Below are 19872 nucleotides of genomic sequence, written 5' to 3'. Positions count from 1 at the left end.
GTCAGGCGGCTGATCAAAGCGCGCTCGGCGGCCCTGCCAAAAACTGGCTAAGGCTACTGATAACCCAGAATGATGACAAGCGTATTGAAAGCAGCCGTATCAGCGTGGACGGCGGTGAATATAAGCGGCGGGATCGACGGTACGACCGTTTTTGTAGACTTCGAAGTGAACATGCGGGCCAGTAGAGCGACCCGTGCTGCCCATCAAGGCAACCACATCGCCTTTGCGCACCACATCACCAACGTTAACCTTCAGCTCTTTGCAGTGTGCGTAACGGGTTTTGTATCCGTTGCCATGGTTGATCTCGACTAGGTTGCCATAGCCATAGCGATCGCCTGACCAAGTAACAACACCGGCGGCCACGGCGACGATGTCAGAGCCGTCTTTACCAGCAAAGTCGACTCCTGCGTGCCAAGCGGGACGCCCAGTAAAAGGGTCTGTGCGCTTGCCATAACGGGAGGACATCCAACCTCGAGTAATGGGACGACCAGCAACAAAGGTGTCTTTGCTGAGTTTATCTGCCGCCATCAGGTCATCGAGCACCTGTAGCTGCTGCTCCCGACTATCGATGCTCTCGGCTAGGCGGTCTAATACCTCGTTAATCTCTGGTGCTTGATAGGACGCTCCCAACTGGCCCGGCCCACCCACTGCGGGTGCCATACCGAAGTCAAACTCTTCGCTGTGGAGGTCAGCAACGTCTACCAAGCGTTCGCCTAATGCATCCAGCCGAACCAAGCGCGCTTGCAACTCGGCTAAGCGCAGAGTGAGCGCGTCTAACTCCTGATCGGTTTGCTGACGAATTTGCTGCAATTGCTGGCGCTGATGGTCGAGATCTCGCTCCCACGCTTTGGCAGTATTAAGATCTAGAATGCCTTCGTCGGCTAAGTGTTGGGCTAACCAGTAGCCACCGGCCCCCATAGCAAATGGCATAGCAAACAAAAACCCGAGCATGATGGCTTTCGCCGATGTGCTCAGGGTTAAGGTCTTGGATTCTCCATGCCGGCGGCCGACGATAATGATGTTCATAACATCTGGGTCAGGGTTGCTGACGCTTCCTCTTATACTGGGAGTAATTCGCTGCACTCAGATACAACAAAGGCCATCTTTCAGTATGGCCTTTGTGTGAGAATACTCAAATCAGCGTTGATTGCAATGCATTAGCCAGCGGCAGCAGGGCGCATGTAAGCAATCGGCACCTCTTGTTCGTCAAACTCAACAAACTCCCATGCGTCTTCACAAGCGATTAACTCGCGCAGTAACTGGTTGTTAAGGCCATGACCGGACTTATAACCTACGAACTCTCCGATCAAGCTATGTCCTAATAAATACAAATCGCCGACGGCATCGAGAATCTTATGTTTGACAAACTCGTCATCGTAGCGCAGCCCATCTTCGTTCAGGACTCGGTAGTCGTCGACAACGATGGCATTTTTAACGCTGCCTCCTAGGGCCAGATTCTTTGAGCGCATGTACTCGAGGTCTTTGGTAAAGCCAAAGGTGCGTGCGCGACTGACTTCTTTAACATAAGAGGTGGAAGAAAAATCTAGGCTGGCTTTCTGCACACTTTGGCGCAGTACTGGGTGGTCGAAGTCGATTTCAAAGCTGACTTTAAAACCATCGTAAGGCAAAAAGCTCACTGACTTATCACCTTCGGTAACTTCTACCTTCTTCTTAATGCGGATAAAACGTTTGGGCGCGTCTTGCTCTTGGATACCCGCTGACTGCAGCAAAAACACGAAGGGGCCAGAGCTGCCATCCATAATCGGCACTTCTTGAGCGCTCAATTCCACTACCGCATTGTCAATGCCCATACCGGCAATCGCCGACAACAAGTGCTCAACGGTGTCCACTCGAGCACCGTCCTTTACCAAGGTGGTGGACAGTGTGGTTTCGCCAACATTGAGCGCATGCGCTGGGATGTCGACCACAGGGTCCAGATCGACACGACGAAACACCACGCCGCTATTCACCGGCGCCGGCTTTAACGTCAGGTAAACTTTTTCACCCGAGTGCAAGCCCACCCCAGTGGCGCGGATGGTGTTTTTCAAGGTTCGTTGTCGGATCATACGGACATTCCTGCCATTACTGAGTATTCTTTGTACAGTTCAAAACGGCTGGCATTATAGCAACTATGTCGCTTTGCGCTAGTGCGCACCGTCAGTCTGCCTGACGGCGCAAAAATGCCGGAATATCCAAATAATCCATGTCTGGCTTGGAGTTAACCTCTGCTTGGCGTGCCGTATTGCCACTGGCATGGCCATGTGCAACAGTGCGTTCCGCTCGGCGAGTCTCAGCAGCCACAGGTTCTGCTTGGCGTTGCGTGTTGTCGACAACGACTTCCGTCGGCGCTGGCTCCGCCGCTTGCTTAACCGCGCCAAGACCCGTAGCGACAACAGTTACTCGCAATTCATCCGTCAGCTCAGGGTCAATCACAGTGCCCACGACAACGGTGGCGTTTTCAGAAGCAAACTCTTCTACCACTGTGCCTACTTCGGAGAACTCACCCAAAGACAAATCGAAGCCTGCGGTCACATTCACCAGAATGCCGCGAGCACCTTGCAAGTCGACATCTTCCAGCAGTGGGCTGCCAATGGCTGCTTCTGCTGCTTCGCGTGCACGGTTATCACCAGTTGCACACCCCGTCCCCATCATGGCTTGTCCCATTTCGGACATGACTGTGCGCACGTCGGCAAAGTCGACATTGATCATACCAGGGCGAGTGATTAACTCTGCAATCCCTTGAACAGCACCGTGCAGTACGTTGTTTGCTTCTTTAAAGGCGTCCAGCAACGAGGTATTTTTACCCAATACTGCCAACAGCTTTTCATTAGGAATGGTAATTAATGAATCGACATGCTCGCTCAGCTGCTTAAGGCCCTGATCAGCAATGTTCATGCGCTTACGGCCTTCAAACGGGAATGGCTTGGTCACCACTGCAACGGTCAGAATGCCCAGCTCTTTGGCCACCTCTGCAACCACGGGGGCGCCACCCGTGCCGGTACCACCGCCCATGCCCGCGGTAATAAAAACCATATCCGCACCGCTAATGGCTTCAGCAATGCGCTCACGATCTTCGATGGCAGCCTGGCGGCCAATGTCCGGATTAGCACCGGCACCCAGTCCTTTGGTTAAATCGCCGCCCAATTGAATAATGGAGCGGGAGTGCACATTACGCAGCGCCTGAGCGTCAGTGTTGGCACAAATAAAATCAACGCCATCAATGTGGTTGTCGACCATATGCTGCACAGCGTTGCCGCCGCCGCCACCCACACCTACGACTTTGATCACTGCTGATTGTTGAATGTCGTCCGCTAATTCGAACATATCCCCTTCTCTCTGAGACATTGCTGATCTCCTTCGCCGCGCGTTTCTAATTTAATCTTAAAAATTCACTTTAATCCATTCTTTCAGGCGCCAAAGCGCGCCTTTTTCACTGTCTTCCGTTTGACTGTTTGCCACTGGTATTTCTTGTTGTTTTGCCGCGTACAACAATAGCCCGACGGCGGTGGAATAAATAGGATTATTGATCACATCCGTCAGGCCACTAACGCCCTGAGGACGCGACAGACGCACAGGCATATGAAATATTTCTTCTGCCAGTTCCACCACACCTTCCATTTTGGCGGTACCACCAGTTAGAACAATACCGGCTGCGACTAAGTCCTCATAGCCACTGCGTCGCAATTCTGCCTGAATTAATGTAAATAACTCGTCATAACGAGGTTCAACCACCTCTGCCAATGCTTGACGCGATAAATCTCGCGGTGGTCGGTCGCCCACATCCGGCACCTTGATCATTTCGTCAGCTTTGGCCAACTGTGTCAAAGCACAGGCGTATTTGATCTTAATTTTTTCTGCATGCTGAGTCGGTGTGCGAACGGCCATCGCAATGTCGTTAGTGACCTGATCGCCAGCAATAGGAATCACTGCGGTATGGCGAATCGAACCTTCGGTGAAAATAGCAATGTCTGTGGTGCCACCGCCAATATCCACCATGCATACGCCCAGTTCGCGCTCATCGTCTGTTAGTACAGCATAGCTGGAGGCCAATTGTTCAAGAATAATGGCGTCTGTCTCCAGCTCACATTTGTGAATACAACGCTCGATGTTTTGTACAGCATTTTGCGAACCCGTGACCAAATGCACTTTTGCCTCCAAGCGCACCCCAGACATGCCAACAGGCTCTTTAATGCCCTCTTGGTTGTCGACCACATACTCTTGAGGCAACACATGCAAAATACGTTGGTCGCGTGGAATCGCCACTGCCTGAGCGGCTTCAATTACACGCTCGATATCGGTTTCCGTCACTTCGCGATCACGAATAGCAACGATGCCATTGGAGTTCATGGATTGAATATGCGACCCGGCAATACCAGCGTAAACACTGTGAATACGACAGCCAGCCATTAGCTCGGCTTCTTCTACCGCACGGCGAATCGACTGCACGGTGGAATCGATATTCACCACCACGCCTTTTTTCAAACCACGGCTGGGGCTGCTACCCAAACCAACAATTTCTATACCGCCGGAGCTATCCATCTGGCCCACGATCGCAACAATTTTGGACGTGCCTATGTCGAGACCAACCAGCATATTTTTTTCTGTTGTTTGACTCATTATCCCTTCTCCCCCTGACGCCAACCAATGGCTGCGCCTTTGCCATAGCGCAAATCCAAACGGGCCACCTGTTGCGCTGGCAATGTATCCAGCAAACGCGCCAGACGTTGTAATCGTTGTTCGATATAACCCTTACCCAAAGCGACTGACCAACCATTGCTTAATTGCGCATGGATGGAACCACTGCTGCTAACGCTGAGGTGCTCAACTGTGACCTGTCGCGATAACAGTATTTGTTGCACCAACCGGTAACTACGAGATGCAACATCGGCATAGCGTGACTGCGCTTTGATGTGCGGCAGCTCACTGGCATCAAACACTGCTGGTCGCTCCGTCACACGACCGCTAGAATCCAACAGTGAGTTTTCGTTCCAGCGTGCCACAGGCACCGACTCTCGCACATTGACTGTAATGCCCGATGGCCACTGCTTACTGACCACCACGCCTGCCACCAGTGGTAGCTGTTCAATTTGCTGCTGCACTCGATGCAAATCAGCACTAAAAAAAGATTCCTGCTTAAGCCATAACAATCGCCGCGCGATGTCCTCGGCCGAGTGCACCGCCATGCGACCCTCAACCACAACATCGGTAATCGGCCAATGGCGATAACTAAACTGCAGTGCCGCTACAACCAATACCGCGACACTGACTAAAAACAGTGCTCGCCACGGTACTTTAACAGCCGGCATCGCTGGCAGACGCAACCGTTTCGCTCTGGGTTTTTCCAGCGGTGTCGCACCCCGTTTTGGTGCGGGTGGTTTGCGCTTCAGCCAGCGTCGTTCAGCCATACTGTCGCTCCAGTGCTAACGTCAGCACTTGCTCGATTAATTCGCCAAATTCCATCTGTGCGGCACGCGCAGCCATAGGCACCAAACTATGATCTGTCATACCTGGGCTGGTGTTGGCTTCCAATAACCAGAATCTCTCTTGCTCATCCTGCATCACATCGATGCGCCCCCAGCCTTCGCAACCGAGCAACTCAAATGCTTGCAAACATAAGGTTTGCAACGCTTGTTCTTGCTCAGCATCCAACCCACAAGGCAGTAAATATTCGGTATCGTTGGCCTCATATTTGGCGTTGTAATCGTAAAATGCGTGCGGTGTTTTCAGCTGAATAACCGGTAATGCAGTGTTGCCGACAATGCCCACCGTAAACTCACGCCCTGTCACCCACTGCTCAGCCAACACCATGGCATCAAACTCACTGGCAAAGGCAAAACTGGCCGCTAGGCTTTCGCTGTCCGCTACTCGGCGCATGCCAATACTGGAGCCTTCACGTGACGGTTTAACGATGGCGTTAAAATTGAGTTTTTCGATCACAGCTTGCCAATCGCTGTTTGGAGTCAATATTTCCGCCGCAGGGGTTGGCAAACCCGCTGCCTGCCACAGCAACTTAGTGCGCCACTTATCCATTGCAATGGCCGATGCCATCACACCGCTGCCGCTGTAAGGTTTATCCAGCCACTCTAAAACGCCCTGAATGGTGCCGTCTTCACCACCACGTCCGTGCAATGCAATAAATGCGACGTCGAACTCAGCCTCTGCTAACTGACTGATCATGTGCCGCTGTATATCGATTTCGATCACGTCGTGACCGCGCTGACGTAACGCAGCAGCCACGGCTGCGCCGCTTTTTAACGACACTTCACGTTCAGCCGACATACCGCCTTTTAATACCGCAATGGTGCCCAGTTGAGTCACGCGCCGACCTCCTGCAACCATTGCGGCAGCGTTTGCGCTAACTGTTGTGCAATTGCACCAATATCTCCCGCCCCTTGGGTTAGCAGTAAATCCCCCGCTTTCAGGTGCGTGGTTAATACTTGCTGCAACGACTCACCCCGTTCAATAAAGACCGGGTCGAGTTGACCGCGCTGACGAATACTGCCGCACAAAGCGCGACCATCTGCACCTGGAATCGCTTTTTCACCGGCCGGATAAACATCCATCAATAACAACACATCCGCCTGCGATAAAATGCGCACAAAATCTTCGTACAGGTCTCGGGTACGACTGTAACGATGCGGTTGAAATAACATCACCAAGCGCCGCTCGGGAAAACCTTCACGAATCGCTGCCAGTGTTACTTCCAACTCCCGAGGGTGATGGCCATAATCATCCACCAACATGACGTCACCGTCGGCTACGGGAAATTCACCGCATACGGTAAAACGACGTCCAACACCGGCAAAGTTTTCCAATGCCGCTTGAATGGCACAATCGGTAACGCCCTCATCGTCTGCCACCGCCATCGCTGCCAGAGCGTTTAATACATTGTGTTTGCCTGGCATGCGCATGCGAATGGCCAGATCCTCACGATTGCCAGGACGGCGCACTTTAAACTGGGTATACAACCCTTCTTGGGTCAGGTCATAGGCCTGATAATCAGCGTCATCGGCAAAGCCGTAGGTCACAAACTGGCGGCCAATATGCGGCAAAATAGAGCGCACGTGCTCATCATCACTGCACACCACAGCCAACCCATAAAAGGGTAAGTTGTGCAAAAACTCGATAAAGGTATTTTTCAGCCGCTCAAAATCACCGTCGTAGGTCGACATGTGGTCCGCGTCGATATTGGTGACAATGGCAACCATGGGCTGCAAGTGTAAAAAGCTGGCATCACTTTCATCGGCTTCGGCCACCAAATAGCGGCTTCCTCCAAGACGCGCATTAGCGCCAGCGCTGTTTAACTTACCGCCGATCACAAAGGTCGGATCCAGCTCCGCTTGCGCCAAAATGCTGGTCACTAAACTGGTGGTGGTGGTTTTGCCATGGGTTCCCGCAACCGCGATGCCATGACGAAAACGCATTAACTCGGCCAGCATTTCAGCCCGTCTGACAATCGGCAAACGGCGCTGTAAGGCGGCCTGAATTTCTGGGTTATCGGTATCAATCGCCGTCGATACCACGAGCACATCGGCTTGATCAATATGGCTTTCTGCATGGCCGATAAAAATCGTCGCGCCGAGTTTTTCCAGCCGCTGCGTTACTGCGCCCTGCTTGAGGTCAGAGCCACTGATGCAGTACCCCTGGTTGAGCAAAACCTCTGCAATACCACACATACCTGCGCCACCGATACCGACAAAATGAATGGTCCGCACCCGGCGCATTTCTGGTACCGCAAAGTGGTCTGATTTATTGATCGGTTTGCATTCAACCACGAATCATTGTCTCCAAATGTTGTACTACTCGTGCCGTTGCATCTGGCACTGCGCATTGCCTAGCGCGCTTGGCCATTTGTTGTAACGCTGGCCTTTGCTGTTGATAAAACCGCCACCGCTGTTGTAACCATTGCGGCGTTAATTGTGACTGTTGGATTAACTCAGCCGCATCTCGCTGAACCAGTGCGTTGGCATTACTGGTTTGATGATCATCGACCGCATACGGAAAGGGCACAAAAATCGCCGCTCGACCAGCCGCAGCCACTTCCGAAACCGTCAATGCACCCGCTCGGCAGATAATTAAATCAGCCTGCGCAAATGCCGCTGGCATATCATCAATAAAATCCCGAACCTCAGCCTCTACACCCGCTTGTTGATACTGGGCTTGCATATCAGCCAAATGTTTTTTACCTACTTGGTGCACTAAGTTGGGCCGCTCGTTGACCGGTAATGCTTGCATCGCGCCCAACACCACTTGATTCAGTGCCAGAGCACCAAGGCTACCTCCTACCACTAATACGTTGAGCGCAGTGTGCTCATTAGTTGGTGGTGCAATGGTATTAAATTCTGCTCGCACCGGATTGCCCGTCGTCAAGGCACCGGGTAATGCACCATCAAATGCCTGCAAAACAGCATGGGCCAGTGGCCTTAAATATTTATTGGTCATACCCGGCAGTGCATTTTGCTCATGAATGGCCAAGCGACAGCCCGCCAAACGAGCAGCCATACCCGCAGGCCCGGTGACATAACCACCGAACCCGACCAGCGCCACAGGGTTTAACGCGCGAATGATTTTCCATGCTTGCCAAGTTGCTTTCAGCACTCGCCAAGGGGCCGCTAGCAAACCGCGCCAGCCGTTACCGCGCAAGCCTCGAATAGTAATGCTGTGCAAAGGAATGCCGGCTTTGGGTACTAATTGCTGCTCGATACCGTGAGGTGTGCCTAACCAATGCACTTCATAGCCGCGCTGCTTAAGCTCTTGAGCAACACTTAATGCCGGTATCACGTGGCCGCCGGTACCAGCTGCACTGATGACGATACAATCAGCCATCTTTACCTCCCGCAGCCATGTCTGTTTCATGTGCCACGCGCAAAACAATGCCGACCATGGCACAGCAGATTAATAAACTACTGCCGCCATAGCTGAAAAAAGGCAAGGTCAAACCTTTAGTGGGCAATAGGCCGGTATTCACACCTAAATTAATCACCATTTGCAGAGCTAACAAAGAGGCAATGCCAGCAACAATATAGGCGCCATACAGTTGCCCTCGACGCTGTGCTTGCCAAGCCACCTGCCAAACTAATGCAATAAAGGTCGCCAGCAGTAGCAAGGCTAAGGTAGCACCGACCAAACCCGTTTCTTCGGCCCAAATGGCAAACACAAAATCTGTGTGTGCTTCGGGCAAATAAAACAGTTTTTGCACACTTTCACCTAAGCCAACCCCTAGCCAATCACCGCGACCAAACGCGATCAAAGACTGTGTTAATTGATAGCCACTGCCATACACATGCTCAGGTGCCCATGGATCCATATAAGCGGTTAAGCGCTCAACTCGGTAGGGTTCCATCATCACCACCACCACACTGATAACACTGACACCAATCACCAGCAGAAAAAACTGACCGGCTTTTACGCCACCTAAAAACAGCATGATTAAGGCCGCGCCCATCAGTACCACCACGGCGCCAAAGTCCGGCTCCATTAACAGCAGAGCGACCATCAAACCTAAAATAATGAATGGCTTCATAAAGCCCTTCCAGGTTTGCTGGACTTCTACCTGACGCCTGACCAAATAACCTGCGAGGTAAAAAACTGCCGCTAGCTTGGCTATTTCTGAAGCCTGAATTTTGATCACACCCAAATTCAGCCAGCGCCGACTGCCGTTTACTTCATGGCCGATTCCGGGCACAAATACCAGCACTAGGGCCACCAACCCCAGTAACAGCAGTAACGGCTCTAGCCGCGACCAAAATGCTAGTGGTACTTGGCTCATCACGGCTACTGCACCCATCCCCAACATTGCATATACAGCGTGGCGAATACTGAAATAGGCGGCATTACCAGTGTAATAATCAGCAATGCCGGTCGAAGCGGAGGCCACCATGACCCAGCCTAACAACAGCAAGGCCAGCCAGGGCCAAAAAAGTGGCTGTTGCCATTGCCACTGCCAACTGAAGGTTTGCAGCCAGTCTTTCATTGGCTCACCTCCAGTTGCTCGACCGCCTGAACAAACGCATCACCGCGTTGCTCGAAATTTTTAAACTGATCAAAGCTGGCGCAAGCCGGTGATAACAGCACCACATCATCGCCTTGTAATTGCGGCGCCAGTGCTGTCAGTGCCTGAGCCATAGAGGTAAAAATCTGAGCATCGCAGGCATCGCCCAATTGCTGCGCGATCTGCTTCGCATCCTGGCCAAATAATAAGGCGCGCGTTACCCGTTGCTGGCAAATTTGTGCCAAAGGCGAAAAATCTTGGCCTTTAGCGACGCCTCCGGCCAACCAGAATAAGCGCCCGCCATTGCGTACACGCAAACCGTCAATGGCAGCCAGCGTCGAGCCCACATTGGTGCCTTTTGAATCGTTGATAAAACGCACACCTTGCTTAACGGCCACGGTTTGGCATCGGTGCGGTAAACCACAAAAATCACGCACATAGCGACGTACCGCAGTGCAATCTAGCTCAGCACCCAAACCTGCGGCATCGACCAACGCCAGTGCCGCAAGCACATTGGCAACATTATGATCGCCATTGATGCGCAGCTCATCGACAGCTAACCAAGGTTTCTGCTGCAGTTGAATCCAGTCACGACCCGCGTCTTGAGTCAGACAAACATCAGCTGGTTGCTGCAAAGAGAAAGTACACTCAGAAATCGCCCGATGAGGACGGCTGTAACCATCATCAAGATTCACAACCGCAGCTTTTGCGCCATTAAATATTCGCTGTTTGGCGTGCCAGTAATCTTCCATGCTGGCGTAGCGATCCATGTGGTCAGCGGTTAAGTTGAGCAGAGTTGCTGCCTGGGATGGCAGGCGCTGGCAGGTTTCCAACTGAAAGCTGGATAACTCCAACACATAAATATCGGCGTGCAGGGATTGCGTGATGGCATCCAGTACTGGCACACCGATATTGCCAATGGCCAGGGCGGATTTACCCAGTGCCTGTAAAATACCAGCCGCCAAAGTCGTGACCGTGCTTTTACCGTTGGAGCCGGTAATGCAAATAAACGGCTTATCAATGGCATCAACAAAGAGTTGCACGTCGCCGACAACCTCTACCCCAGCTGCACGAGCCGCTGCAATCGCTGGCTCTGATAAAGCAACCCCTGGGCTCACAATTAATGTTTCATAAGCCGACATCGACAGGTGTTGCCAATCACCACAAAACAGTTGGGCACCTTCAAATAGCTGCCATTGAGCCAACTCCGGGGGCCGCGCGCGACTGTCACAGGCATCAAATTCCCAGCCCTGCAAACGGCAAAAGTGAGCACAAGACAGACCCGTCTGCCCCATGCCCACAATTAATTTTTTGCCGTTATGCTGCCGTTTCATTGCCAGCTCCTAGCGAATTTTCAGTGTGGCTAGCCCGACCAGCACCAAAATAATGGTGACGATCCAGAAGCGCACAATCACGCGCGGCTCCGGCCAACCTTTTAATTCAAAGTGGTGATGCAAGGGCGCCATGCGAAAAATGCGTTTGCCTGTCATTTTGTAGGAGGCAACTTGCATGATCACAGACAGGGTTTCGGCCACAAACACGCCGCCCATAATGAACAGAACAACTTCCTGACGTACCACCACGGCAACCACGCCTAAAGCGGCGCCCAGTGCCAGCGAGCCAACATCGCCCATAAACACTTGAGCGGGATAGGTGTTAAACCATAAAAAACCAACACCAGCACCAACAATGGCGGCGCAAAATACCACCAGCTCGCCAGCACCAGCGATATAGGGAATGTGCAGATAATCGGCAAAATTCACGTTACCAGCCAAATAAGCGCATACGCCCAACGCCGCGCCCACCATCACCGTGGGCATAATGGCCAAGCCGTCCAAACCATCGGTTAAATTCACCGCATTACTGGAGCCGACAATGACGAAATAGGTGAGCACAATAAACATCAGCCCCAGTTGTGGCATTACGTCCTTCATAAAAGGCACCACCAACTGGGTTTCTTGCGGGCTTTGCGCGGTATAAAACAGAAAGGTTGCTGCAGCTAAGGCCAGCACCGATTGCCAGAAATATTTCCAGCGACCTGGCAGGCCACGGGAGTTTTTTTCTACCACTTTGCGGTAGTCATCAATCCAGCCAATGGCACCAAATAATAAGGTCACCAGCAATACCAACCACACAAAGCGGTTGTCTAAATCGCCCCACAATAAAGTGCTCACGGTAATCGACAATAAAATCAGTACACCGCCCATGGTCGGCGTGCCGGCTTTGCTTAAATGCGATTTTGGCCCGACTTCACGAATGGCTTGGCCTATTTGATACTCGCGTAATTTGCGAATCACCCACGGCCCTAATAACAGTGATACCAGCAATGCCGTTATCACAGAAAAAATGGCGCGCAAGGTCAGGTAGCTGACTACGCTAAATCCAGATTCAAATTGTGCCAGCCATTGCCCTAGCCACAGTAACATGTCAGTTATCCTCGTCCCCTAATTGCAGCGCCCGGACGACTTGGTCCATCGCAGCACTGCGCGACCCTTTGACCAGCACAACATCGCCGGCCTGGGTGTGTTGTTGTAAATACGTCAGCAGCTCTGTCTGGCTGTTAAAATGTTGGCTAGCGTCAGAATCCATCGCTGCCACCGCCGCTTTGCTCAGCTCACCACAGCCCAATAAGGCATGAATGCCACGCTGCTTGGCATAAGCGCCAATATTCTGGTGCGCCGCCAACGCTTGCTCGCCCAGCTCGCCCATATCACCCAGCACCAACCAGCCGCGCTCGGCATCGGCCAACACATCGATGGCGGCCCGCACGGATGCTGGATTGGCGTTATAGCTGTCGTCGAGCAAGCGAATGCCACCTTGCCCGCGGTGCCACTGCAAGCGGCCGTCAAAGGCCTGCGCCGAGTTGAGGCCCTGGCGAATTTCCTCTTGATTTAGGCCGACGGCAATGGCAGCTGCGGCCACTGCTAGGGCATTCAACACATTGTGTCGACCCAGCAAGGGCAGCTGAATCGCACAGCTGAAATCAGGTGTTTGCAGGGTAAATTGCACGCCATCGAGGCTGGTATGAATATCGCGAGCGCTGACATCGGCCTCTTCGCTCAAACCAAAGCTCAAAATCTCGCGGTCACGCGCACGCCATTGCCAGTCGTCAAAATGGGGATCATCGGCATTGAGTACCGCGGTACCCCATTCACTAATGTGATCCAGCAGCTCGCCTTTGGTACTGACCACGCCTTGCAGCGAGCCGAAACCTTGTAAGTGGGAATCGCTGGCATTGGTCAATATGGCAACACTGGGTTTTACCAGACGGGCAGTGGCATCGATTTCACCGACACCGCTGGCGCCCATTTCAATCACCGCCGCTTTATACTCGGGCGATAACCCCAGCAGTGTCAGTGGCACCCCAATATGGTTATTGAGATTGCCCTGAGTCATCCAGGTGCGATAGCGCTGCTCCAACACCGAGGCCATTAACTGTTTGACGGTGGTTTTGCCACTGCTGCCAGTAATCCCCACCACTGGACCTTCGAACTCGCGCCGCCGCCAAGCGGCCAAGCGACTCAATGCCTCCAGCGTATCGTTAACCAGCAACTGTGGCCCTGACACTTCTAACGGGTGATCGACCACCACGGCGACAGCGCCTTGCTGCAGTGCCTGAGCAGCAAAGGCATGGCCATCAAAGCGCTCGCCGCGCAACGCCACATACAGGTCACCGGGCTGCAAGCTGCGCGTGTCGGTACTAACACGCGTAATCAGGCGATAATTTTCTGGCCCCAACATGTCGGCATTCATAATATCGGCCACTTGTGGCAGTAGCAGCTCATACATCATGGCGAACCTCCGTTAACGGTACAAAACCCAGCTGACGCAGCACCTCGGCATCACTGTAGGGATGCTGGGTACCTTGAATATCTTGATACGGCTCATGGCCTTTGCCCGCGATGATGACGCCATCGCCAGGCAGTAGGCGGCTTATCGCATCACTGATGGCCAAACGCCGGTCATGTTGCTGAATAAAACTGTGCGCCTTGGGCTCGCTCAGTACATCGGTAAAAATCTGCTCTGGGTCTTCAAATCTGGGGTTATCGTCGGTCAGCCAAACACAATCCGCTTTAGCTGCCGCCGCCGCCATCAACGGGCGCTTGCCGCGATCACGATCGCCACCACAACCGAACACCAGAGATAACTTATTGAATTGGCCGGACACCGCCTGCAGCACCGTCGCCAGCGCTTCTGGCGTATGGGCAAAGTCGATAATGGCCTCGCGCCCCTGCAGATCGCGATAGCGCTCCATGCGGCCAGTAACTGGCTGCAACTGTGCGGCGGCGGCTACCAAAGCCTGCCAATCGGCTCCTCGTACCGCCAATGCCGTCATCGCCAACAATGCATTGCTGACGTTGAAGTCACCGGCCAGCGGCAGCCATAACTCAGCCTCGCCCCAAGGTGACTGCACCCATGCCTGCATGCCGTTATCGCACGGCTGTATCTGATAGCTCACATCGGCGTCATGACGCCCGACGGTGACGATGCGCTGGCAGCTGAGGTCTGCCTTAGCCAGCTGACGGCCATACTCGTCATCGACTCCAATTACCGCCGCCTGCAAATCAAACTCGGTGAACAAACGCTGCTTGGCGGCAAAATAGCTGTCCATATCGCCGTGATAATCGAGATGGTCTTGGGTCAGGTTGGTCATCACGGCCACCTCAAACGCCAAGCCTTGCACTCGCCCCTGATCTAGGCCATGAGACGATACTTCCATGGCCGCTAATGACGCCTCAGATGCCATGGCATCCAGGCTGCGCATAATCACACTCAAATCAGCGGTGGTATTGCGAGTTGGCTGCAGCTGTGGCCAGACGCCATTGCCCAAGGTGCCTAACACCCCACAGGGTTGCTGCAGCTGCTGACTGAGTTGGGCAATGTACTGGGTCACCGAGCTTTTGCCATTGGTGCCCGTCACCGCCAACAGCGCCATGTTTGACGCGCCAGAATAGCGCCGCTGCAGCCACTGCGGCAGCGCCTCCAGACTGTTCACACCGAAAACAGGCAACTGCTGGTGCAGTGCAAACACCGGCCCGCCTTCTTGCAGGGCACAAGCTGCGCCGCGCTCGGCGGCCATATCCAAATAGTCGCTACCATGTTGCCGACTGCCCGCCCGCGCGATAAAAACATCGCCAGCGCTAACATCGCGACTGTCGACCACCCAATGGTTTACATCACGATCCCACTCGGGCGGGATAAACAACTCAGGCGCGACGATCTGACTCAATTTCATGCCGGACCCTCCGCAACACGTAGATTTTTCAGCCAATCGGGGTTTTGCTCGTCTGGCGGCACCTGCCGCAACCTCAGCGCCTGCGCCATGATGCGCGAGAAGATCGGCGCCGCGACTTCACCGCCGTAATACTCTTGCCCCTGCGGCTCATCGACAAATACAACCAACACCAACTCAGGGTTGGATACCGGTGCCACGCCGGCAAACACCGCTGTGTATTGCGAGTCTTCGTAACCTGATTTGCCGACTTTATGTGCCGTACCGGTTTTGCCGCCCACCCGATAGCCAGCCACCCGAGCGCGACGGCCCGTGCCGCGGGCCGACGTAACGGTTTCCATCATGTCGATGACTTGGCGCGCGATATCGGCCGACATCACCCGCTTACAGACCTGGTCACGACGCTCCGGCATCACCAAATGCACCGGCAAGCGACAGCCATGTTCGGTAAAGGTGGTGTAGGCCTGGGCCAGCTGCAGGGGGGTAACGGACAGACCATAGCCGTAAGAAACGGTCGCCAAGCGCAAGTCATCGAGCTGTTCAGGGTAAGGCAAGCGGCCCAGCGCCTCGCCGGGAAAGCCCAATACCGTGCTTTCACCCACACCGGCGTCGGCCAGGAACGACCACATAGATTCAGCGCCCAAATCGTGCGCCAACTTGACCACACCCACGTTGCTCGACTTAGTGATAATGCCAGTAATATCGAGCACGCCGTAATTGCGATGATCGCGAATGGCCTTGTGTTTGACGCGAATAAAACCCGGTGAGGTGTCAATTTCACTGGAAGCGCGATAGCGCCCAGACTGCAACGCCGCCGCCACAGTAAATGGCTTCATGGTGGAGCCCGGTTCAATCAAATCAGCGATAGCGCGATTACGCATATGCTCGGGCTTCAGGGTGGCGCGATTATTAGGGTTGTACGATGGCTGATTCACCAATGCCAGCACATCGCCATTGCGTGCATCCAGCAGCACCGCCGCGCCGGCTTTGGCATGATGCGCGGCCACTGCGGCCTTGAGCTCGCGGTAGGCAATGTATTGCAGGCGCAAATCCATTGTCAGCTGTAAATCTCGCCCGGGCTCAGGAACCTGCGTCACCTGCACTTGTTTGACGACGTTGCCATACAAATCTTTGACCACTTCACGGGCGCCATCACGACCGGTTAAGTAGTCGTCATAGGCCATTTCTAGGCCTTCTTGGCCTTTGCCATCAACATTAACAATGCCCAGCAAATGCGCGGTCACCTCAGCAGCGGGATAGAAGCGACGGAAAGCATCGTCGCCATAAACGCCCGCCATCCCCAAATCTAAGATTTTCTGCGCCTGAGCCGGCGCCATTTGGCGGCGCAAGTACATAAACTCGCGCTCTTTTTCCAGCGCCATGGCCACTCGCTGAGCGAGCTTGGCGGGGGATAAATCCAACGCCCGAGCCAACTGTGGCAGTTGTTCTGCTTGCACTTGCTGTGGGTTCAGCCACAAAGTGACCACCGGCGTACTGACCGCCAGCGGTCGCCCATGGCGGTCAACAATAGAGCCGCGCATGGCTGGCTGCACTTCATGACGCACGGTACGTTGCTCGCCCTGCTCGTACAAAAATGGCTGCTTGACCGTATGCAGCATTACCAAGCGCCCCTGCACCAACATCAGCAGCAATACAAAACCACCCAGCACCAGCGCGATACGCCAGCGGGCAATGTGGTTTGTTTGAGGCTGAGGCTCGCCGCTCATGGGGTTAATACCTGTATTTGCTGTGGGTCCGTCATGTTCAATTGTTCACGCGCCAAGCGGTCAATGCGTCCGTGGGCCGTGAGGGTGCTTTTTTCTAACACCAGTCGTGTTTGCTCTTGCAACAGCTGCAAGCGCAAAGCGTCTTGTTGCTGCCAGACCACCAACCACTGGCGGTGATGATGACTACTGACCACTTGCGCTAAGGCGGTGACCAGCACCATCAGCCACAGCAGCAGGGCCACCGCCGGTAAGCGCATTAGGCCAAGCGCTCAGCAATGCGTAACACCGCACTGCGGGCGCGACTGTTGACCGCCACTTCCTCGGCATCCGGCATAATGGCTTTGCCAACGCGTTTCATGGTGCGACCTAGCTGATCATCCGTCAGCGGTATACCACGAGGCACGTCAATACCCTTCTCTTGACGTCGGATAAAACGCTTGACCATGCGGTCTTCCAGCGAGTGAAAGCTAATCACCGCTAAGCGGCCATGCGGGCGCAGCAGGTCAACACTGTCCGCCAGCACCTGCTCTAAATCACCCAACTCGTTATTGACGGCAATGCGAATGGCCTGAAAAGCACGCGTGGCTGGGTGCTTGTGCTTTTCCCATGCTGGATTCGCGACCTTGATCAACTCGGCCAGCTGGTGGGTGGTGGTGATTGCTTGCTCGCTGCGAGCCTTAATCAGCGCCCGTGCCATGCGTTTGGCAAAACGCTCTTCACCGTACTCTTTTAATACTCGGACAATTTCTTGTTCATCAGTGGTGGCCACCCATTCAGCGGCACTGATGCCGGAGGTTGGGTCCATACGCATGTCCAACGGACCATCACGCAAAAAACTAAACCCGCGGCTGGCATCATCTAACTGCGGCGACGACACGCCTAGGTCGAGCAAAATGCCGTCGACCTGCTCAATACCTAGACGCGCCAGTTCGACTTTCATGTCAGCAAAGCTGGCTTTTACAATTTGAAAGCGCGGGTCTTCGCTCGCCAGCGCTTCACCGGTGGCGATGGCCTGCGGGTCTTTATCAAAGCCAATCACCCGGCCCGCAGCGCTGAGTTTGCTCAGCAGCAAACGACTGTGACCGCCGCGACCAAAGGTGCCGTCGACGTACACACCGTCGGCGTTGGCGCAGCAACCGTTGACGGTTGGCTCCAGCAAAACGGTGGTGTGTTTAAACTCTTCCAGGTTCATAGCGACAGGCTCTGCATTTCTTCGGGCAGCTGTTCGGGCTGGCTGACCATTTCTAAGTATTCCTCACGGCGGCTATGCCAGAGAGCTTTGCTCCAAAGTTCGAGCTTTTTGCCCTGGCCAACCAGCACGCACTCTTTTTCTAACCCTGCGTATTCACGCAGATACTGGGGCAATAACACGCGGCCATTGTTATCGGGCTCAAGATCCGTGGCGTGACCTAACAGCAACCGCTGAATCCGGCGCGCTGCTGGGTTAAAACTCGGCAGCGCTTCGATCTTGGCCTGAATAACCTCCCACTCTGTCACTGGGTACACCAACAAACAGCGTTCTTCGGTATCGATAGTGGCCACTAACTGCGCAGCGCAAAGCGCCGACAAGGGCTCCCGATATTTGGTCGGGATTGCCAGTCGGCCCTTGGTGTCCAAGTTGATGGTGTGCAACCCCCGGAACATGCGCGCGTCCTGTATAGAGGTGGGTATTTACTATCCATGAAAATCCACTTTTACCCACTTTTATCCACTGAGCGACACTATAGGAAGGGGTATGCCCTTTTGCAAGCTAGGGCAGTGGCCTTTGTGAACTCAGTTTTATTAATAATGACAAGGACTTAGCTCGGAAATAGGCGCGAGTGGTAAAAAGTGGTTGGCAAAAAATGATGTGTCATTTATGAACTGCGGCACAAACTTCAAGTAAGTTGTGAAGTTAGTACCCACCAACCCCATCAAAGATCATTTTCTTCTAAGGAAGTGACCACTAACTAACAATATCAAGGAGTAGGCAATTCACGGTGCCGACAGTAGAATCGCCGCTTGCTGAAATGTCGGACCTAAAACTGCCATGAAGATTGAGCAAATCCAGCGCGCTTCCCAGCGCTTGCGTGACAACAAGGCGTTTGAACTGTTTGTTGTCACCATCATTATTCTGTCGGCGCTGTTGATCGGCGCTAAGACCTACAAGATCCCAGAATCGCTAATGACGCTGATTCTGTGGCTGGATGTCGCCATTACCCTGATCTTTTTGTTTGAGATCGTGATTCGCTTTATTGCCGAACCGAATAAAAAGCGCTTTTTCCACAGCGGCTGGAACGTGTTTGATACCCTAGTGGTGGTGATTAGCTTGATTCCGGTGGATGACACCGAAATGGCCCTAATCGGCCGGTTGGTGCGAATCTTCCGCGTGCTGCGGATGGTGTCGATTATCCCAGAGCTGCGAACCTTGCTGAACTCACTGCTGCGCGCCTTGCCACAGCTGGGCTATGTGCTGCTGTTAATGTTTATTATCTTTTACATTTACGCCGCCGTCGGTGCGACTTTCTTTGCCCATATCAACCCGACACTGTGGGGCGATATTTCCATCTCCATGCTGACCTTGTTCCGGGTGATGACCTTCGAGGATTGGACCGATGTCATGTACGAAACCATGGCGGTGTATCCGCTGTCGTGGATCTTCTATCTGACCTTTATCTTTTTAACGGCGTTTGCCTTCCTCAACATGGTGATCGGTATTGTGGTCAATGTGTTGGAAGACGAGCACGCGCGTGAGCGCGCGGAACAGGATGAAGTCGACGGCAAAGCGACAATAGAAGATTTGCAAAGCGAAATACGCGAGCTTAAAGCCCTGATCCAGGCACAGCAGCGCTAGTCTCAACCAAGCAGACGTACGCCTGCTTAGCTCGGACCATTCCAGCCTCTAGCAAGCAACCGTAGGATGCAAGAGAGCTGGAAGGCCA

Annotated in this window: 18 protein-coding genes; 1 reads left to right on the top strand and 17 read right to left on the bottom strand. The window is 53.6% G+C overall.

Annotation, left to right across the window (positions count from 1 at the left end; genetic code table 11):
- Positions 1-99 precede the first annotated feature (99 nt).
- From IE090_RS04440 to mraZ, 17 genes are all read right to left on the bottom strand, one after another.
- A complete protein-coding gene (locus IE090_RS04440; RefSeq protein WP_189387138.1) occupies positions 100-1026 on the bottom strand; it encodes a M23 family metallopeptidase in 927 nt (308 codons plus the stop codon).
- A gap of 131 nt (positions 1027-1157) precedes the next feature.
- Complete coding sequence (gene lpxC, locus IE090_RS04435) at positions 1158-2066, bottom strand: UDP-3-O-acyl-N-acetylglucosamine deacetylase (RefSeq protein WP_189387137.1); 909 nt, start codon at positions 2064-2066, stop codon at positions 1158-1160.
- Positions 2067-2157: 91 nt separating this feature from the next.
- On the bottom strand, positions 2158-3324 hold the full coding sequence (ftsZ, locus tag IE090_RS04430; protein ID WP_189387416.1) for a cell division protein FtsZ: 1167 nt from the start codon (positions 3322-3324) through the stop codon (positions 2158-2160).
- Positions 3325-3381: 57 nt separating this feature from the next.
- Positions 3382-4617, bottom strand: a complete 1236-nt coding sequence (gene ftsA / locus IE090_RS04425) for a cell division protein FtsA (protein WP_189387136.1) — start codon at positions 4615-4617, stop codon at positions 3382-3384.
- Positions 4617-5405, bottom strand: a complete 789-nt coding sequence (locus tag IE090_RS04420; RefSeq protein WP_189387135.1) for a cell division protein FtsQ/DivIB — start codon at positions 5403-5405, stop codon at positions 4617-4619. Before IE090_RS04420 ends, ftsA begins: the two co-directional genes overlap by 1 nt.
- On the bottom strand, positions 5398-6339 hold the full coding sequence (locus IE090_RS04415; protein ID WP_189387134.1) for a D-alanine--D-alanine ligase: 942 nt from the start codon (positions 6337-6339) through the stop codon (positions 5398-5400). Before IE090_RS04415 ends, IE090_RS04420 begins: the two co-directional genes overlap by 8 nt.
- Positions 6315-7724 (bottom strand): UDP-N-acetylmuramate--L-alanine ligase, encoded by a 1410-nt coding sequence (murC, locus tag IE090_RS04410; RefSeq protein WP_189387415.1) that lies wholly within the window; start codon positions 7722-7724, stop codon positions 6315-6317. Before murC ends, IE090_RS04415 begins: the two co-directional genes overlap by 25 nt.
- Positions 7725-7767: 43 nt before the next feature.
- Positions 7768-8826 carry an undecaprenyldiphospho-muramoylpentapeptide beta-N-acetylglucosaminyltransferase gene (murG, locus tag IE090_RS04405; RefSeq protein WP_189387133.1) on the bottom strand — a complete coding sequence of 353 codons (1059 nt, stop codon included), beginning with the start codon at positions 8824-8826 and terminating at the stop codon, positions 7768-7770.
- Complete coding sequence (gene ftsW / locus IE090_RS04400) at positions 8819-9973, bottom strand: putative lipid II flippase FtsW (protein ID WP_189387132.1); 1155 nt, start codon at positions 9971-9973, stop codon at positions 8819-8821. Before ftsW ends, murG begins: the two co-directional genes overlap by 8 nt.
- Entirely contained in the window at positions 9970-11325 is a 1356-nt protein-coding gene (gene murD, locus IE090_RS04395) for a UDP-N-acetylmuramoyl-L-alanine--D-glutamate ligase (RefSeq protein WP_189387131.1), read from the bottom strand. The genes ftsW and murD overlap by 4 nt, the downstream gene beginning before the upstream one ends.
- A gap of 9 nt (positions 11326-11334) precedes the next feature.
- Positions 11335-12417: a phospho-N-acetylmuramoyl-pentapeptide-transferase gene (gene mraY / locus IE090_RS04390; RefSeq protein ID WP_189387130.1), complete on the bottom strand. Its 1083-nt coding sequence runs from the start codon at positions 12415-12417 to the stop codon at positions 11335-11337.
- 1 nt (position 12418) lies between these two features.
- The gene (locus tag IE090_RS04385) at positions 12419-13783 is read right to left on the bottom strand and encodes a UDP-N-acetylmuramoyl-tripeptide--D-alanyl-D-alanine ligase (RefSeq protein ID WP_189387129.1); all 1365 of its coding nucleotides are present in this window, start codon (positions 13781-13783) and stop codon (positions 12419-12421) included.
- Positions 13773-15227 carry a UDP-N-acetylmuramoyl-L-alanyl-D-glutamate--2,6-diaminopimelate ligase gene (locus IE090_RS04380; RefSeq protein WP_189387128.1) on the bottom strand — a complete coding sequence of 485 codons (1455 nt, stop codon included), beginning with the start codon at positions 15225-15227 and terminating at the stop codon, positions 13773-13775. The genes IE090_RS04385 and IE090_RS04380 overlap by 11 nt, the downstream gene beginning before the upstream one ends.
- A complete protein-coding gene (locus IE090_RS04375; RefSeq protein ID WP_189387127.1) occupies positions 15224-16951 on the bottom strand; it encodes a peptidoglycan D,D-transpeptidase FtsI family protein in 1728 nt (575 codons plus the stop codon). The genes IE090_RS04380 and IE090_RS04375 overlap by 4 nt, the downstream gene beginning before the upstream one ends.
- On the bottom strand, positions 16948-17208 hold the full coding sequence (ftsL, locus tag IE090_RS04370; protein WP_189387126.1) for a cell division protein FtsL: 261 nt from the start codon (positions 17206-17208) through the stop codon (positions 16948-16950). Before ftsL ends, IE090_RS04375 begins: the two co-directional genes overlap by 4 nt.
- Positions 17208-18143 (bottom strand): 16S rRNA (cytosine(1402)-N(4))-methyltransferase RsmH, encoded by a 936-nt coding sequence (gene rsmH / locus IE090_RS04365; RefSeq protein ID WP_189387125.1) that lies wholly within the window; start codon positions 18141-18143, stop codon positions 17208-17210. Before rsmH ends, ftsL begins: the two co-directional genes overlap by 1 nt.
- Positions 18140-18595, bottom strand: coding sequence for a division/cell wall cluster transcriptional repressor MraZ (gene mraZ, locus IE090_RS04360; protein WP_189387124.1), 456 nt, complete (start codon positions 18593-18595; stop codon positions 18140-18142). The genes rsmH and mraZ overlap by 4 nt, the downstream gene beginning before the upstream one ends.
- Positions 18596-18980: 385 nt before the next feature.
- Here mraZ and IE090_RS04355 point away from each other — a divergent pair, with 385 nt between their 5' ends.
- Entirely contained in the window at positions 18981-19784 is an 804-nt protein-coding gene (locus tag IE090_RS04355) for an ion transporter (protein ID WP_189387123.1), read from the top strand.
- Positions 19785-19872 lie beyond the last annotated feature (88 nt).

The organism is Bacterioplanes sanyensis, assembly GCF_014652515.1.
GTDB classification, from domain to species: domain Bacteria; phylum Pseudomonadota; class Gammaproteobacteria; order Pseudomonadales; family Oceanobacteraceae; genus Bacterioplanes; species Bacterioplanes sanyensis.
This window is presented reverse-complemented; position numbering and strand designations above follow the sequence as displayed.

Coding starts and splice junctions, on each gene's coding strand:
- IE090_RS04415 (WP_189387134.1), bottom strand. CDS start 6,339: ATGGTTGCAGGAGGTCGGCGCGTGACTCAACTGGGCACCATTGCGGTA.
- IE090_RS04420 (WP_189387135.1), bottom strand. CDS start 5,405: ATGGCTGAACGACGCTGGCTGAAGCGCAAACCACCCGCACCAAAACGG.
- IE090_RS04440 (WP_189387138.1), bottom strand. CDS start 1,026: ATGAACATCATTATCGTCGGCCGCCGGCATGGAGAATCCAAGACCTTA.
- mraY (WP_189387130.1), bottom strand. CDS start 12,417: ATGTTACTGTGGCTAGGGCAATGGCTGGCACAATTTGAATCTGGATTT.
- ftsL (WP_189387126.1), bottom strand. CDS start 17,208: ATGCGCTTACCGGCGGTGGCCCTGCTGCTGTGGCTGATGGTGCTGGTC.
- IE090_RS04355 (WP_189387123.1), top strand. CDS start 18,981: ATGAAGATTGAGCAAATCCAGCGCGCTTCCCAGCGCTTGCGTGACAAC.
- IE090_RS04380 (WP_189387128.1), bottom strand. CDS start 15,227: ATGAAATTGAGTCAGATCGTCGCGCCTGAGTTGTTTATCCCGCCCGAG.
- murC (WP_189387415.1), bottom strand. CDS start 7,724: ATGCGCCGGGTGCGGACCATTCATTTTGTCGGTATCGGTGGCGCAGGT.
- IE090_RS04385 (WP_189387129.1), bottom strand. CDS start 13,783: ATGATGTATGAGCTGCTACTGCCACAAGTGGCCGATATTATGAATGCC.
- mraZ (WP_189387124.1), bottom strand. CDS start 18,595: ATGTTCCGGGGGTTGCACACCATCAACTTGGACACCAAGGGCCGACTG.
- ftsW (WP_189387132.1), bottom strand. CDS start 9,973: ATGAAAGACTGGCTGCAAACCTTCAGTTGGCAGTGGCAATGGCAACAG.
- IE090_RS04375 (WP_189387127.1), bottom strand. CDS start 16,951: ATGAGCGGCGAGCCTCAGCCTCAAACAAACCACATTGCCCGCTGGCGT.
- ftsZ (WP_189387416.1), bottom strand. CDS start 3,324: ATGTTCGAATTAGCGGACGACATTCAACAATCAGCAGTGATCAAAGTC.
- rsmH (WP_189387125.1), bottom strand. CDS start 18,143: ATGAACCTGGAAGAGTTTAAACACACCACCGTTTTGCTGGAGCCAACC.
- murD (WP_189387131.1), bottom strand. CDS start 11,325: ATGAAACGGCAGCATAACGGCAAAAAATTAATTGTGGGCATGGGGCAG.
- lpxC (WP_189387137.1), bottom strand. CDS start 2,066: ATGATCCGACAACGAACCTTGAAAAACACCATCCGCGCCACTGGGGTG.
- ftsA (WP_189387136.1), bottom strand. CDS start 4,617: ATGAGTCAAACAACAGAAAAAAATATGCTGGTTGGTCTCGACATAGGC.
- murG (WP_189387133.1), bottom strand. CDS start 8,826: ATGGCTGATTGTATCGTCATCAGTGCAGCTGGTACCGGCGGCCACGTG.